This window comes from Enterobacter sp. SORGH_AS_0287, assembly GCF_031453695.1.
In the GTDB taxonomy this organism is placed as follows: Bacteria; Pseudomonadota; Gammaproteobacteria; order Enterobacterales; family Enterobacteriaceae; genus Enterobacter; species Enterobacter ludwigii.
In genome coordinates, this window is record NZ_JAVIZW010000001.1 from 2,791,006 (window position 1) to 2,806,484 (window position 15,479).

Here is a 15,479-nt window from a genome sequence, read left to right on the forward strand (position 1 = left end):
AGTGTTAAAAAAAGTTCTCCCCCTTCTGGCGCTGTTTGCGCTGCCTGCTGTCGCGAAGCCCGTCCTGACGGTCTACACCTACGACTCCTTCTCAGCCGACTGGGGTCCGGGTCCGGTGGTGAAAAAAGCCTTTGAAGCTGACTGTCAGTGCGAACTGAAGTTCGTGGCGCTGGAAGATGGCGTCTCGCTGCTTAACCGCATGCGCATGGAAGGCAAAAACAGTAAAGCCGATGTGGTGCTTGGGCTGGATAACAACCTGCTGGAGGCCGCCTCGAAAACCAGACTGTTTGCCAAAAGCGGCGTCGCCACCGATGCCGTCAGCGTCCCGGGCGGCTGGCAGAACGACACCTTTGTGCCGTTCGATTACGGTTACTTCGCGTTTGTTTACGACAAAAACAAGCTTAAAAACCCGCCGAAAAGCCTGAAGGAACTGGTCGAAAGCGAGCAGAAATGGCGCGTTATTTATGAAGATCCTCGCACCAGTACGCCAGGCCTGGGTCTGCTGCTGTGGATGCAGAAAGTCTACGGCGATGACGCTCCGCAAGCGTGGCAGAAACTGGCCGCCAAAACCGTCACCGTGACAAAAGGCTGGAGCGAAGCCTACGGTCTGTTCCTGAAAGGGGAAAGTGATCTGGTTCTGAGCTACACCACCTCCCCGGCTTACCACATCATCGCCGAGAAGAAAGACAATTACGCTGCCGCCAGTTTTGCTGAAGGGCACTATCTGCAGGTCGAAGTGGCAGCCCGCACGGCATCCAGCAAACAGCCCGAACTGGCCGAGAAGTTCCTGAAATTTATGGTCTCCCCGGCATTCCAGAACGCGATTCCAGCGGGTAACTGGATGTACCCCGTGACCAGCGTGACGTTGCCAGCGGGCTTTGAGAAACTGACCAAACCGCAAACCTCGCTGGAGTTTACGCCTCAGCAGGTTGCCGCGCAGCGAGCAGCATGGGTAAGTGAATGGCAACGCGCCGTCAGCCGTTAATTCCCGGCTGGTTACTTCCTGGACTGCTCGCCGCCGTATTGATGGTGGCGGTCAGTCTGGGCGCATTCCTTGCCTTGTGGTTTAACGCGCCAGAGAGCGACCTGTTCGCGCTCTGGCACGACAGTTATCTCTGGCACGTTATCCGTTTCTCTTTCTGGCAGGCCTTTCTCTCTGCGCTGCTGTCGGTTATCCCCGCCATTTTCCTGGCACGCGCGCTTTATCGCCGCCGTTTCCCCGGCAGGCAGGCCCTGCTGCGCCTGTGCGCCATGACGCTGATCCTGCCAGTCCTGGTGGCCGTGTTTGGCATCCTGAGCGTCTATGGTCGTCAGGGGTGGCTGGCTTCACTATTCGGCCTGCTGGGTCTGGAGTGGCGCTTCTCGCCCTACGGACTGAAGGGCATTCTGCTGGCGCACATCTTTTTCAATATGCCGATGGCGACCAGACTCTTTTTACAGGCACTGGAAAACATCCCCGGTGAACAGCGCCAGCTTGCCGCCCAGTTGGGCATGCGCGGTATGTCCTTCTTCCGCCTGGTCGAATGGCCGTGGCTGCGTCGTCAGATCCCGCCGGTTGCGGCTCTGATCTTTATGCTCTGTTTCGCCAGTTTTGCCACCGTGCTTTCACTCGGCGGCGGCCCGCAGGCCACCACCATCGAACTGGCAATTTACCAGGCGCTCAGTTACGACTATGACCCCGGCCGCGCCGCGCTGCTGGCGATGGTGCAGATGGTTTGCTGCCTGTGCCTAGTGCTGCTGAGCCAGCGTCTGAGCAAAGCCATCCCGCCGGGCAGTAATCAGATAACCGGCTGGCGCGACCCGCAGGACAGCATGCATAGCCGGATCGCTGACCTGCTGCTTATCACGCTGGCGCTGCTGCTTCTGCTTCCGCCGCTGATGGCCGTCATCGTCGATGGCCTGAACCTGAATCTCGTTACCGTGTTGCAGCAGCCCGTTCTCTGGCAGGCAACGTGGACCTCGTTACGGATCGCGCTGGCCGCCGGGCTGCTGTGTGTCATGCTGACCATGATGCTTTTATGGAGCAGCCGCGAGCTTTACGCGCGTCAGGCCCGTAAAGCCGGGCACGCCCTGGAGCTGACAGGCATGCTGATCCTGGCGATGCCCGGCATTGTACTGGCGACGGGGTTCTTTTTACTGTTCAACAGCACCATTGGCCTGCCGGAAAACGCCGACGGCATCGTGATTTTTACCAATGCCCTGATGGCGATCCCCTACGCGCTGAAGGTACTGGAAAATCCGATGCGAGACATCAACAGCCGCTACGCGCTGCTGTGCCAGTCGCTCGGTCTGCAGGGCTGGCAGCGGCTAAAGATTATCGAACTGCGTGCGCTGAAACGCCCGCTGGCCCAGGCTCTGGCCTTCGCCTGTGTGCTCTCAATTGGTGATTTTGGTGTCGTGGCGCTCTTCGGTAATGAAGATTTCCGCACCCTGCCGTACTGGCTGTACCAGCAAATTGGCTCCTATCGTAGCCAGGAGGGAGCCGTCACAGCGCTGCTGTTACTGGTACTCTGCTTTGCCTTATTTACCGTTATCGAAAAACTTCCGGGGCGTAATGTTAAAACTGACTGATGTAACCTGGCTCTACCAGCATCTGCCAATGCGCTTCTCCCTTTCGGTTCGTCAGGGAGAGATGATTGCGGTTCTGGGTCCGAGCGGGGCCGGAAAGAGTACTTTGCTCAATCTGATTGCCGGTTTTCTGCAACCGGCGAGCGGGTCGATAGTGATAGAAAACCGCGACCATACGCGCACGCCACCCGCCCGACGTCCGGTGTCGATGCTGTTCCAGGAAAATAATCTGTTCATGCACCTGACGGTGCGGCAAAACATCGCCCTGGGTATGGATCCTGGCCTGAAACTCAACGACGGCCAGCGCCAGAAGCTGGAGCTGATTGCCGCTCAGATGGGCATTACCGCGTTTATTGACCGCCTCCCCGAAGCCCTCTCCGGCGGGCAGCGTCAGCGGGTGGCGCTGGCGCGCTGCCTGGTGCGCGAGCAGCCCATACTGCTTCTGGATGAGCCCTTCTCTGCACTCGATCCTGCCTTGCGCCAGGAGATGCTTACCCTGGTGCAGGACGTGTGCCAGCGTCAGCAACTGACAATGCTGATGGTTTCGCACAGCATCGAGGATGCCGCGAGGATTGCGCCACGATCGGTGGTCATTGCAGAAGGGCGAATTGCCTGGGATGGCGGCACAGAGGAACTGCTCAGCGGTCACGCAGGGGCGTCTTCATTGTTGGGCATCAGTGCGGGCTGACCCTCTCCCACGGGAGAGGGAAACAGATTAACGGCTCACCACCTTCAAGAGGATTTCACCGTACACCGGCATCAGCGGGTGGCGAATCAGGGCGACCAGCGCCACCACGGCAACCCCCAGCATTAACGGCGCGAGCCACAACAGGCGCGAGCGTGGCAGATAACGCGTCAGGCGATCAACATTCGCTTTCGCGCTGCGCCACAGTCGCCAGCACAGCCAGGCAGCGATCCACAACAGCAGGGCCGTAGCCAGCAACAACCATTTAAACTCGCCACTTTGCATTCCGTCAGGAATATCAACGGTGGCCCCTGCCAGGATCCCCGGCAGAAAGTAGAACGGCGGCCAGAAAACACAGCCGATGATGTTCGGCACCACGAATTTCGCAACAGGCAGATCCAGCATCCCCGCGACCATCGGCACCAGCGGACGCGTTGGTCCAACAAAGCGACCGACGAGGATCGTGAACATGCTGTGCTGATGCAGCGCATGTTCGGTTTTATCCAGCAAGGCTTTGTTCTTTTTCATGAACGACCAGCGGTGCAGCGGTTTCTTAAAGCGCCAGCCCAGCCAGAAGGAGATCCAGTCCCCCAGTAGACAGCCGATAATCCCCGCCATCCACGCCTGCCAGAAATTCACTTCACCGCTGCCAATCAACGCGCCCAGCCCCGCCATCATCACCGTGCCGGGGAGGATCAACCCAACAAGTGCAAGCGATTCCAGAAACGCCACCAGCGCAACGGCGATAAGCGAGTACATAACGGACTGGGTGATAAAATGTTCCAGCAATGCCTGCATAACTATTCCGGTCAGAAAACGAATCAGGGATTCTGCTTAGCGCCCTGCACCGCGTCAAGACAACAATTGTCTGAATAGTTTACAGGTTGCTTCCACAGTTCACCTGCTTGTTTATCTTTTTTTACCGTTTATTCACATCCTGCCCGGAATTCACTGGGGCTGGCACCGGTGCATTTTTTAAATACCCGGGAGAAATAGAGCTGATCTTCAAAGCCCACATTGCGCCCCACGGTGGCAATGGGCATGCGGGTGGTGCTGAGCAGGAGCTTCGCCTGGCTGATACGCTGGTCCTCACGCCAGCTCAGGACGCTAACGCCCAGCTGCTGACGGAACAGATGTGACAGCCGCGACGGTGAGAGACACACATGCTGGGCGACGCTGGCGATATCGAACTGGCTGTCGGCCAGATGGTCGCTGATGTACTGGCAGGCGTCGCGCACGCGGTTGTCCAGCGGAGGATTAAGTGACGCGTTTATCGCCTCCATCCGGCGCAACAGCACCTGTTCAAGCAGGTTAATCGCCAGCAGTTCGGCATACCGGCCACCCGCCTGCCCCGCTTCAATAATTTGGGCAAAGAGTTCGCGGAACTGAGCCAGATGAACCTCGTCCGGGCGATAAAAACCGGTGTGCGCAAAAATAGCCGGCCACGAGAGCCACTCCTGCCAGTAGGCGCGCGGGCGGAAGTAGACCCACTGGTGATACCACTCGTTGGCCTCCGGGTGACGCCCGTAGTGGTGGATCTCTCCCGGCGGAAACAGCAGCATATCGCCCGGACGGCAGACAAACTGCTGATCATTATTTTTGATAATCCCTTCCCCACGCACCGTCAGGTTCAGAATATACCCTTTCATCCCGAGCGGTCGGTCGACGTAAAAATCGAGATATCCCTCAGCCTCGATAGGGGTCAGCCCCGCCACCAGGTGAGCATTAAACGAGTAGCCCGGTAATAAGGGATCGTTTTGCGTTTCGGCCATAGATTCAGTTCTCCCAAGGGTCCTGAAGGAAACCAATTGTCCATATCGATAAAAGCAGTATAAAAATGGCCCGCGAAAAGATCCAAAAAGCATCACGCCTCTTTTACGTCCGCCATGTTTCAGCCTTTCCCCCTGATTTGTCCGCCCACGGGGGCAGATCAGCAGTAACAAAAGTGTCTATAAGTGCGGCAGAAATGTCCACATTGATTATTTGCACGGCGTCACACTTTCTATTGCAACAGCAATTTAGTCCATAAGATTAGCGGATCCTGCCTGACGATTTTCGCCTCCAGTCTCTAATGTTCTCTCATACCTGTTTTTTGATGGAGCAACACCATGGCAATTGCGATTGGCCTCGATTTTGGCAGCGACTCGGTTCGCGCTCTGGCAGTGGACTGTACAAGCGGCCAGGAAATAGCAACCAGCGTTGAGTGGTACCCGCGCTGGCAAGAGGGGCGCTACTGCGATGCGCCAAATAACCAGTTCCGTCACCATCCACGTGACTACATTGAGTCAATGGAAGCGGCAATCAAAACCGTGCTGGCTGAACTGACCGACGCCCAGCGGGCAGAAATCGTCGGGATTGGCGTCGACAGTACCGGCTCAACGCCTGCCCCTGTGGATGCCGAAGGCCATGTTCTGGCGCTGCGTCCGGAGTTTGCTGATAACCCGAACGCCATGTTCGTGCTGTGGAAAGATCACACCGCCGTTGAAGAGGCCGAAGCCATTACCCGCTTGTGTCACCAGCCCGGTAAAACGGACTACTCGCGCTACATCGGCGGTATTTACTCCAGTGAATGGTTCTGGGCCAAGATCCTCCACGTAACCCGCACGGACGCATCCGTTGCGCAGGCCGCGGTATCGTGGATTGAACTGTGTGACTGGGTACCAGCCCTGCTCTCCGGTACCACGCGTCCGCAGGATATCCGCCGCGGACGCTGCAGCGCCGGACACAAATCCCTGTGGCATGAAAGCTGGGGTGGCCTGCCACCGGCGGCGTTCTTCGATGAACTCGATCCCGTCATCAACACGAGTCTGCAATACCCGCTGTTCACCGACACCTTCACCGCCGATATTCCGGTGGGTACGCTTTGTGAAGAGTGGGCGACGCGCCTGGGTCTGCCGCAAAACGTGGCCATCTCCGGCGGGGCGTTTGACTGTCACATGGGCGCGGTGGGTGCCGGTGCCCAGCCAAACACGCTGGTGAAGGTTATCGGCACCTCCACCTGCGACATTCTCACCGCGGATAAAGCCAGCGTAGGCGATCGGGCGGTAAAAGGCATCTGCGGCCAGGTTGACGGTAGCGTCGTACCGGAGTTTATCGGTCTGGAAGCGGGTCAGTCCGCCTTTGGCGATATCTACGCCTGGTTTGGCCGCGTGCTGGGCTGGCCGCTGGATCAGCTGGCGGCGGCACATCCTGAGCTGAAGACCCAGATTGCCGAAAGTAAAAAGCAGCTTTTGCCGCAGCTCACCGCCGCGTGGGCAAAGAATCCTTCTCTCGATCACCTGCCGGTAGTGCTCGACTGGTTCAACGGTCGCCGTACGCCATTTGCCAACCAGCGCCTGAAAGGGGTGATCACCGATCTTAACCTCGCCACCGACGCGCCAGCGCTGTTTGGCGGCCTGATTGCCGCAACTGCCTTTGGGGCGCGCGCCATTATGGAGTGCTTCACCGAGCAGGGCATTGACGTCAACAACGTGATGGCACTGGGCGGCATCGCCCGTAAAAACCCGGTAATCATGCAGGCCTGTTGTGACGTGCTGAACCGTCCGCTGCAGATTGTCGCCTCCGATCAGTGCTGTGCCCTCGGTGCAGCGATCTTCGCGGCCGTTGCGGCAGGCGTTCATGCCGATATCCCGACCGCGCAGCAGCACATGGCGAGCGCTGTCGAAAATACCCTCCAGCCGCGTGCTCAGCAGGCGCAGCGTTTTGAACAGCTTTATCAGCGCTATCAGCAATGGGCAAAAAGCGCCGAACTTCACTATCTCCCTGTCGCCGCCCCGGCCAAACACACCGCGGACACTACGGCAACCCTGACACATTAAGGACACAATAATGACCATTTTTAATAATTATGAAGTGTGGTTTGTCATTGGCAGCCAACATCTGTACGGGCCGGAAGCGCTGCAACAGGTGACGAAACATGCTGAGCACGTGGTCAACGCGCTCAATGCAGAGGCTAAACTGCCGTGCAAACTGGTGCTCAAACCGCTCGGCACGACCCCGGATGAGATCACGAACATCTGCCGCGACGCGAACTACGACGATAAATGCGCTGGCATGGTGGTGTGGCTGCACACCTTCTCGCCGGCCAAAATGTGGATCAACGGTCTGGCCATCCTCAATAAACCACTGATGCAGTTCCATACCCAGTTCAACGCGTCCCTGCCGTGGGACAGCATTGATATGGACTTTATGAACCTGAACCAGACCGCGCACGGCGGCCGCGAGTTCGGCTTTATCGGCGCACGTATGCGCCAGCAACATGCGGTCGTCACCGGCCACTGGCAGGATCAGCATGCGCAAAAACGTATCGGCTCCTGGATGCGCCAGGCGGTGTCCCGACAAGATACTCGTCACCTGAAAGTGGTGCGTTTCGGCGACAACATGCGTGAAGTGGCGGTCACCGACGGCGATAAAGTTGCCGCACAGATTAAATTTGGTTTCTCGGTGAATACCTGGGCCGTGGGCGACCTGGTGCAGGTGGTGAATGAAATCAGCGATGGCGACGTAAGCGCGCTGGTCGACGAATACGAAAGCAGCTACCGTCTGACCCCTGCGGCACAAATTCACGGTGACAAACGCCAGAACGTGCTGGATGCAGCACGTATCGAGCTGGGCATGAAACGCTTCCTGGAACAGGGTGGCTTCCATGCCTTTACCACCACCTTTGAAGACCTCCACGGCCTGAAACAACTGCCCGGCCTGGCGGTACAACGTCTGATGCAGCAGGGCTACGGCTTTGCCGGCGAAGGCGACTGGAAAACTGCCGCTCTGCTTCGCATTATGAAAGTGATGTCAACCGGTCTGCAGGGCGGCACCTCCTTTATGGAGGACTACACCTACCACTTCGAAAACGGCAACGACCTGGTACTGGGCTCGCATATGCTGGAAGTGTGTCCTTCCATTGCCGTTGAAGAGAAACCGATCCTCGACGTGCAGTACCTTGGCATTGGCGGAAAAGCCGACCCGGCACGTCTGATCTTCAACACCCGTACCGGTCCTGCCATCAACGCCAGCCTGATTGACCTTGGCGACCGTTTCCGCCTGCTGGTGAACTGTGTGGATGCGGTTGAAACCCCGCATTCTCTGCCAAAACTGCCGGTCGCCAACGCCCTGTGGAAAGCGCAGCCTGACCTGCCAACCGCCTCGGAAGCCTGGATCCTGGCCGGTGGCGCGCACCACACCGTCTTCAGCCACGCGCTGGATCTGAACGACATGCGTCAGTTCGCCGAACTGCACGACATCGAACTGACCGTCATTGATAACGATACCCGCCTGCCCGCGTTCAAAGACGCGCTGCGCTGGAACGAAGTCTATTACGGTTCAAAACGTTAACAGGGGAACCTTTGGCCTGCCGCAGGGCGGGCCTCTTTTCCTGGAGGATTGCATGTTAGAAGATCTCAAACGTCAGGTACTTGAAGCCAACCTGGCGCTGCCCAAACACAATCTGGTGACGCTGACCTGGGGCAACGTCAGCGCCGTTGACCGCGAGCACGGCGTCTTCGTGATAAAGCCGTCAGGGGTGGATTACACGGTAATGACCGCAGAAGATATGGTTGTCGTCAGCATCGCCACGGGCGAAGTGGTGGAAGGAAAGAAAAAACCCTCCTCCGACACGCCAACGCATCGCCTGCTCTACCAGGCCTTCCCGACCATTGGCGGTATTGTGCATACCCATTCGCGTCATGCGACCATCTGGGCGCAGGCCGGCCAGTCCATTCCGGCGACCGGAACCACGCACGCAGACTACTTTTACGGCACCATTCCCTGCACCCGTTTGATGACTGATGAAGAGATCAACGGCGAGTATGAGTGGGAAACCGGCAACGTTATCGTCGAAACGTTTGAAAAACAGGGTATCGACGCTGCGCAAATGCCCGGCGTGCTGGTGCACTCCCATGGACCTTTTGCCTGGGGTAAAAACGCCGAAGATGCGGTACATAACGCGATTGTGCTGGAAGAGGTCGCGTATATGGGCATCTTCTGCCGCCAGCTGGCACCGCAGCTTCCGGATATGCAGCCAACCCTGCTGGATAAACACTACCTGCGTAAACATGGCGCAAAAGCCTATTACGGGCAGTAAACTGTATATATACCCAGCATAAAATATTCAACCAGGCTATAATCAAGCCTGGTTTTGTTTTATGGGATAGCGGCGTGGCGCAGGCGCAAGAAGGTTTTTTACTTACCCGACACTGGCGGGATACTCCTCAGGGCACCGAGGTGGCATTCTGGCTGGCGACGGACAACGGCCCGCTGCACGTGACCCTGCCGCCGCAGGAGTCCGTGGCTTTTATCCCGAACGATCATGTTGAGAAAGTAAAGCAACTGCTGCGCGGTGAAAATGGCTGGCGCCTGACGCCGCTTGAACTGAAAGATTTCCACCGTCAGCCCGTACATGGCCTCTACTGCCGCGCCCATCGCCAGCTGATGCGTTATGAAAAACTGCTGCGCGACGCTGGCGTGACCCTGTACGAAGCCGATATCCGCCCGCCAGAACGTTTTCTGATGGAGCGGTTTATTACTGCCCCCGTCTGGGTCGACGGCACCGCGCAAAACGGCAGCCTTATTAACGCCCGTCTCAAACCCAACCCTACCTACCGGCCGCCGTTGAAATGGGTCTCGCTGGATATCGAAACCGCTCGCCACGGTGAGCTGTACTGTATCGGCCTTGAAGGCTGCGGGGATCGGGTTGTTTATATGCTTGGCCCCCCGAATGGCAACGCATCCGCGCTGGATTTCCGGCTGGAGTATGTCAACAGCCGGCCACAGCTTCTGGAAAAGCTTAACCAGTGGTTTGCCGATCGCGATCCCGATGTGTTGATCGGCTGGAACGTGGTGCAGTTCGATCTGCGCGTGCTGCAAAAACATGCTGAACGTTACCGCATCCCCCTGATGCTGGGGCGCGGAAACAGCGAGCTGGAATGGCGCGAGCACGGTTTTAAAAACGGTGTGTTTTTTGCGCAGGCCAATGGCCGCCTGATTATCGACGGCATTGAGGCGCTCAAATCTGCCTTCTGGAATTTTTCCTCTTTCTCTCTGGAAGCGGTGGCGCAGGAGCTGCTCGGCGAAGGGAAATCCATCGACAATCCGTGGGACAGGATGGATGAAATCGACCGGCGCTTTAACGAAGACAAACCGGCGCTCGCCACCTACAACCTGAAAGATTGTGAACTGGTGACGCAGATTTTCCACAAAACGGAGATCATGCCCTTCCTGCTCGAGCGCGCGACGGTGAACGGCCTCGCCGCTGACCGGCACGGTGGCTCCGTGGCCGCCTTTAGCCACCTCTATTTCCCGCGTATGCACCGGGCGGGCTATGTCGCCCCCAACCTCGGTGACGTACCGCCGCAGGCAAGCCCGGGCGGTTACGTGATGGATTCCCGGCCCGGGTTGTATGACTCCGTGCTGGTGCTGGACTACAAAAGCCTCTATCCGTCCATTATTCGCACCTTCCTGATCGATCCCGTCGGGCTGGTGGAAGGGATGGCGCAGCCTGACGATTTGCACAGCACAGAAGGTTTTCTCGGGGCCCGCTTCTCACGGGAAAAGCACTGTCTACCGGAAATCGTGGGAAACATCTGGCACGGTCGCGACGAGGCTAAGCGTCATGGCAACAAGCCCCTTTCTCAGGCGCTGAAAATTATCATGAACGCGTTTTACGGGGTTCTGGGGACCAGCGCCTGCCGCTTCTTCGACCCACGACTGGCGTCATCTATCACCATGCGCGGGCACGACATCATGCGCCAGACCAAAGCGTTGATTGAATCCCAGGGTTATGACGTTATTTATGGCGATACGGATTCCACCTTTGTCTGGCTTAAGGGCGCGCATTCAGAAGAGGATGCCGCGCGAATCGGCAAATCACTGGTGGCTTTTGTGAACGCCTGGTGGCAGGAAAGTTTGCAAAAAGAGCGGTTAAGCAGCGCGTTAGAACTGGAGTTTGAAACCCATTTCAGCCGCTTTTTAATGCCCACCATTCGCGGTACCGACCAGGGCAGTAAGAAGCGCTACGCCGGTCTTATTCAGGAAGGTGACAAGCAGCGAATGGTCTTTAAAGGGCTGGAAACCGTACGCACCGACTGGACGCCGCTGGCGCAGCAGTTTCAGCAAACGCTTTATCTGCGTATCTTTCGCAACGAGCCTTATCAGGACTACGTGCGTGAAACAATTGCCAGTCTGATGGCCGGTGAACTCGACGCCCAGCTGGTGTACCGCAAGCGCCTGCGCCGCCCGCTGGCGGAATACCAGCGCAACGTTCCGCCGCACGTCCGCGCCGCGCGTCTGGCGGATGAGGAGAACGTGCGCCGGGGGCGTGCCCCGCAGTATCAGAACCGGGGAACCATCAAATACCTCTGGACCACCAACGGCCCGGAACCCGTGGATTACCAGCACTCGCCTCTGGATTACGAGCACTATCTTACGCGTCAGCTTCAGCCGGTCGCGGACGGAATTTTGCCCTTCATCGACGACGACTTTGCTACACTAGTGACAGGGCAACTTGGCCTATTTTGACACGTGACGAAATGGCTGCCATCCAGTACCATAGCGCCCTTTCCATTCCCGGACCCATTTTTCAATGACTGTCTTTTTTGACGGTGGTTGAACTATTGCCTGCAATTTACGATTAGAGCCGAACAAATATGCCTTTTACACTTGGTCAACGCTGGATCAGCGATACAGAAAGCGAACTTGGATTAGGAACCGTGGTTGCCGTGGATGCACGAATGGTTACCCTCCTTTTCCCTGCTACCGGTGAAAACCGCCTGTACGCCCGCAATGATTCCCCTGTGACCCGCGTGATGTTCAACCCGGGTGACACCGTGACCAGCCACGACGGCTGGCAGCTAAAGGTCGAAGACGTAAAAGAAGAGAATGGACTGCTCGCCTACATCGGGACTCGCCTGGACACCGACGAGGCCAATGTCATCCTGCGTGAGGTGCTGCTCGACAGCAAACTGGTATTCAGTAAGCCGCAGGATCGCCTGTTTGCCGGGCAAATCGACCGTATGGATCGCTTCTCCCTGCGCTATCGTGCGCGCAAGTTCCAGAGTGAACAGTACCGTATGCCGTGGAGCGGCCTGCGCGGTCAGCGTACCAGCCTTATCCCCCACCAGCTGAACATCGCCCATGACGTGGGCCGCCGTCACGCACCTCGCGTACTGCTGGCAGATGAAGTGGGCCTGGGGAAAACCATTGAAGCGGGCATGATCCTGCATCAACAGCTGCTTTCCGGCGCAGCCGAACGCGTGCTGATTGTGGTACCCGAAACCCTGCAGCATCAATGGCTGGTCGAGATGCTGCGCCGCTTTAACCTGCGTTTCGCTCTGTTTGATGATGAGCGCTATGCAGAAGCCCAGCACGATGCGGACAACCCGTTTGAAACGGAACAGCTGGTGATCTGCTCTCTGGATTTCGTACGCCGCAGCAAGCAGCGTCTTGAGCATCTGTGCGACGCCGAATGGGACGTGATGGTGGTCGATGAAGCGCACCATCTGGTCTGGAGCGAAGACGCACCAAGCCGGGAATACATGGCTATCGAACAGCTTGCCGAGCGCGTGCCAGGCGTCCTGCTGCTGACCGCAACGCCGGAGCAGTTAGGTCTGGAGAGCCACTTCGCCCGTTTGCGCCTGCTCGATCCAAACCGCTTCCATGACTTTGAGCAGTTCGTTGAAGAGCAGAATAACTACCGTCCGGTCGCCGATGCCGTTGCCCTGCTGCTGGCGGGTAAACATCTCTCGAATGACGAGCTCAACACCCTGAGCGATCTGATTGGCGAGCAGGATATTGAGCCTCTGCTGCAGGCGGCCAACAGCGACAGTGACAACGCGGATTCCGCGCGTAAAGAACTGATCGATATGCTGATGGATCGCCACGGCACCAGCCGCGTCCTGTTCCGTAACACCCGTAACGGGGTGAAAGGTTTCCCGAAACGCGAACTGCATACCATCAAATTGCCACTGCCGACGCAGTACCAGACGGCCATTAAAGTTTCCGGCATTATGGGCGCGCGCAAAACTGCTGAAGAGCGTGCACGCGACATGCTCTACCCGGAACAGATTTACCAGGAATTTGAAGGCGATACCGGCACCTGGTGGAACTTCGACCCGCGTGTTGAGTGGCTGATGGGCTATTTGACCGCGCACCGTTCTCAGAAAGTGCTGGTGATCTGCGCCAAAGCAGCCACCGCACTGCAGCTGGAGCAGGTCCTGCGCGAACGCGAAGGTATTCGCGCCGCCGTGTTCCACGAAGGGATGTCCATCGTCGAGCGTGACCGTGCCGCGGCATGGTTTGCAGAAGAGGACAGCGGTGCCCAGGTTCTGCTGTGCTCTGAAATCGGGTCTGAAGGCCGTAACTTCCAGTTTGCCAGCAACCTGGTGATGTTCGATTTGCCGTTCAACCCGGATCTGCTGGAACAGCGTATCGGCCGTCTGGATCGTATTGGCCAGGCGCATGATATTCAGATCCACGTTCCTTACCTGGAAAAAACCGCCCAGTCCGTTCTGGTGCGTTGGTTCCACGAAGGTCTGGATGCGTTTGAGCACACCTGCCCGACCGGCCGCCCGATTTACGATCAGGTGCACGCCGATCTGATCGGCTACCTGGCCGCGCCAGAGAACACCGACGGGTTTGATGAACTGATCAAAGCCTGCCGTGATAAGCATGAAGCGCTGAAATCACAGCTGGAACAGGGCCGTGACCGCCTGCTGGAGATCCACTCCAACGGCGGTGAAAAAGCCCAGGCGCTCGCTGAAAGCATTGAAGAGCAGGATGATGACACCAGCCTGATCAGCTTCTCCATGAACCTGTTCGACATCGTTGGCATAAACCAGGACGATCGTGGCGAGAATTTGATTGTCCTGACCCCGTCCGACCATATGCTGGTCCCGGATTTCCCTGGCCTGCCGGAAGATGGATGCACCATCACCTTTGAACGTGATGTGGCGCTGTCGCGCGAAGATGCGCAGTTCATCACCTGGGAGCACCCGTTGATCCGCAACGGTCTGGATTTGATCCTCTCAGGCGATACCGGCAGCAGCACCATCTCGTTGTTGAAAAACAAAGCGCTGCCAGTGGGTACCCTGCTGCTGGAACTGATTTACGTTGTCGAAGCGCAGGCGCCGAAACAGCTGCAGCTCAACCGCTTCCTGCCGTCAACGCCTGTGCGTCTGCTGCTGGACAAAAACGGCACGAACCTCGCCGCTCAGGTTGAATTCGAGAGCTTTAACCGCCAACTGAGTGCGGTGAACCGCCATACCGGCAGTAAGCTGGTCAACGCGGTACAGCAGGATGTGCACGCTATTCTGCAACTGGGTGAAACGCAGATCGAAAAAGCGGCCCGGGCGCTAATTGATGCCGCACGTCAAGAAGCCGACGACAAACTGTCCGCGGAACTCTCCCGTCTGGAAGCGTTGAAAGCGGTAAACCCAAACATCCGCGATGACGAGCTGGCAGCGATCGAGAGCAACCGTCAGCAGGTGCTTGAAAGCCTTAATCAGGCTGGCTGGCGTCTGGATGCCCTGCGTCTTATCGTTGTGACGCATCAGTAAACGGAGCGCAAGATGGTGATGGAGCCCTACAATCCACCTCAGGATCCCTGGCTGGTGGTGCTTTATCAGGATGAGCACATTATGGTGGTCAACAAGCCCAGCGGCTTGTTGTCCGTGCCAGGGCGTCTGGATGAGCACAAAGACAGTGTGATGACGCGTATTCAGCGCGATTATCCTCAGGCGGAGTCTGTCCATCGTCTGGACATGGCCACCAGCGGTGTGATTGTAGTGGCGCTGAATAAAGCGGCGGAACGCGAGCTGAAACGCCAGTTCCGCGATCGCGAGCCGAAAAAGCAGTATGTCGCACGTGTCTGGGGGCATCCTCAGCCGGCGGAAGGGCTGGTGGATTTACCGCTGATCTGCGACTGGCCGAACCGACCAAAACAAAAGGTCTGTTACGAAACCGGCAAAGCAGCACAAACCGAGTATGAAGTGCTGGAGTACGCGCCAGATAATACTGCGCGCGTGCTGCTTAAACCGATTACCGGGCGCTCGCACCAGCTGCGTGTCCATATGCTTGCGCTGGGGCACCCGATACTGGGGGACAGATTTTACGCGCCGCCCGATGCACTGGCGCTGGCGCCACGCCTGCAGCTGCATGCGCAGACGCTCACCATCACCCATCCGGTTTTTGGCAATGCAATGACGTTTAAAGCCCCGGTCGACTTCTGAAAAAAAGG

The 15,479-nt window shown here is 57.6% G+C and carries 11 protein-coding genes; 9 read left to right on the forward strand and 2 right to left on the reverse strand.

Annotated elements, in window-relative coordinates; all coding sequences use genetic code 11:
* Position 1 precedes the first annotated feature (1 nt).
* From thiB to thiQ, 3 genes are read left to right on the forward strand one after another with little or no spacing between them, the layout of a single operon-like run.
* Complete coding sequence (thiB, locus tag QE396_RS13245; RefSeq protein WP_309951299.1) at positions 2–985, forward strand: thiamine ABC transporter substrate binding subunit; 984 nt, start codon at positions 2–4, stop codon at positions 983–985.
* A complete protein-coding gene (gene thiP, locus QE396_RS13250) occupies positions 961–2,571 on the forward strand; it encodes a thiamine/thiamine pyrophosphate ABC transporter permease ThiP (RefSeq protein ID WP_020882568.1) in 1,611 nt (536 codons plus the stop codon). Before thiB ends, thiP begins: the two co-directional genes overlap by 25 nt.
* Entirely contained in the window at positions 2,555–3,256 is a 702-nt protein-coding gene (thiQ, locus tag QE396_RS13255; RefSeq protein ID WP_020882567.1) for a thiamine ABC transporter ATP-binding protein ThiQ, read from the forward strand. Before thiP ends, thiQ begins: the two co-directional genes overlap by 17 nt.
* A 27-nt stretch (positions 3,257–3,283) precedes the next feature.
* Here the strand turns inward: thiQ and QE396_RS13260 are convergent, their stop codons facing one another.
* Positions 3,284–4,051, reverse strand: coding sequence for a DedA family protein (locus QE396_RS13260; protein WP_014168607.1), 768 nt, complete (start codon positions 4,049–4,051; stop codon positions 3,284–3,286).
* Between the two features lie 128 nt (positions 4,052–4,179).
* Positions 4,180–5,025 (reverse strand): arabinose operon transcriptional regulator AraC, encoded by an 846-nt coding sequence (araC, locus tag QE396_RS13265; RefSeq protein WP_020882566.1) that lies wholly within the window; start codon positions 5,023–5,025, stop codon positions 4,180–4,182.
* 336 nt (positions 5,026–5,361) lie between these two features.
* Here araC and araB point away from each other — a divergent pair, with 336 nt between their 5' ends.
* The 6 genes from araB to rluA all read left to right on the forward strand — a co-directional run bounded on the left by araB (position 5,362) and on the right by rluA (position 15,471).
* Positions 5,362–7,071, forward strand: a complete 1,710-nt coding sequence (gene araB, locus QE396_RS13270; protein WP_020882565.1) for a ribulokinase — start codon at positions 5,362–5,364, stop codon at positions 7,069–7,071.
* 10 nt (positions 7,072–7,081) lie between these two features.
* A complete protein-coding gene (gene araA / locus QE396_RS13275) occupies positions 7,082–8,584 on the forward strand; it encodes an L-arabinose isomerase (protein ID WP_014168604.1) in 1,503 nt (500 codons plus the stop codon).
* A gap of 52 nt (positions 8,585–8,636) precedes the next feature.
* Entirely contained in the window at positions 8,637–9,332 is a 696-nt protein-coding gene (araD, locus tag QE396_RS13280) for an L-ribulose-5-phosphate 4-epimerase (protein ID WP_032679615.1), read from the forward strand.
* Positions 9,333–9,406: 74 nt separating this feature from the next.
* On the forward strand, positions 9,407–11,764 hold the full coding sequence (polB, locus tag QE396_RS13285; protein ID WP_020882563.1) for a DNA polymerase II: 2,358 nt from the start codon (positions 9,407–9,409) through the stop codon (positions 11,762–11,764).
* 128 nt (positions 11,765–11,892) lie between these two features.
* Positions 11,893–14,799 carry an RNA polymerase-associated protein RapA gene (gene rapA / locus QE396_RS13290; protein ID WP_020882562.1) on the forward strand — a complete coding sequence of 969 codons (2,907 nt, stop codon included), beginning with the start codon at positions 11,893–11,895 and terminating at the stop codon, positions 14,797–14,799.
* Between the two features lie 12 nt (positions 14,800–14,811).
* Positions 14,812–15,471, forward strand: a complete 660-nt coding sequence (rluA, locus tag QE396_RS13295; protein WP_014168600.1) for a bifunctional tRNA pseudouridine(32) synthase/23S rRNA pseudouridine(746) synthase RluA — start codon at positions 14,812–14,814, stop codon at positions 15,469–15,471.
* Positions 15,472–15,479: the final 8 nt, after the last annotated feature.